This is a genomic window from Mesorhizobium sp. M7A.F.Ca.US.005.03.2.1 (assembly GCF_003997795.1).
Lineage (GTDB): Bacteria > Pseudomonadota > Alphaproteobacteria > Rhizobiales > Rhizobiaceae > Mesorhizobium > Mesorhizobium ciceri.
Window position 1 is genome coordinate 1 of sequence record NZ_RZRP01001365.1, and the last position, 970, is coordinate 970.

Below are 970 nucleotides of genomic sequence, written 5' to 3' on the forward strand. Positions count from 1 at the left end.
AGACGAACAGCATGGTGCCCTCGTACTGCGAAAGTGCCGTGATCAGCATCTCCTTGGTGGCGATGTCGAGATGGTTGGTCGGCTCGTCCAGCACCAAAAGGTTGGGCGGGTCGAACAGCATCAGCGCCATCACCAGCCGCGCCTTCTCGCCGCCTGACAGCACACGGCATTTCTTCTCGATCTCGTCGCCGGAAAAGCCGAAGCAGCCTGCGAGTGCCCTGAGCGGCGCCTGGCCGGCCTGGGGGAACGCGTCTTCCAGTGTCTGGAACACAGTGCGCTCGCCTTCCAGCACCTCCATGGCGTGCTGGGCGAAATATCCCATCTTGACACTTGGGCCCCGCGCGACCGTGCCGGTATCGGGCTCGGAAGCGCCGGCGACCAGCTTCAGAAGCGTCGACTTGCCGGCGCCATTGACGCCCATGATGCACCAGCGCTCGCGGCGGCGGACCTGGAAGTCGAGCCCCTCATAGATGCTGCGGCTGCCATAGCCCTTGTGGACGTTCTTCAGCGTCACGACATCCTCGCCGCAGCGCGGCGCCGGCAGGAAATCGAAGGACACGGTTTGACGGCGCTTCGGCGGCTCGACGCGGTCGATCTTGTCCAGCTTCTTCACCCGGCTCTGCACCTGCGCGGCATGCGAGGCGCGCGCCTTGAAGCGCTCGATGAAGGCGATCTCCTTGGCCAGCATCGCCTGCTGGCGCTCGAACTGAGCCTGCTGCTGCCTGTCGGCGATCGCCCGCTGCTGCTGGTAGAATTCGTAGTTTCCGGAATAGGCGGTCAGCGAACCGGCGTCGATCTCGACCACCTTGTTGACGATGCGATTCATGAACTCGCGGTCGTGCGAGGTCATCAACAGCGCGCCATCATAGTTCTTCAGGAAGGATTCCAGCCAGATCAGGCTCTCCAGGTCGAGATGGTTCGACGGCTCGTCGAGCAGCATGGCGTCGGGCCGCATCAACAGGATGCGGGC

At 63.6% G+C, this 970-nt stretch carries 1 protein-coding gene; it reads right to left on the reverse strand.

The window, feature by feature from the left end; genetic code table 11:
* Window positions 1–970 (reverse strand): ABC-F family ATP-binding cassette domain-containing protein (locus EN991_RS37815; protein WP_164769734.1); only part of this gene is annotated, 970 nt, incomplete at both ends.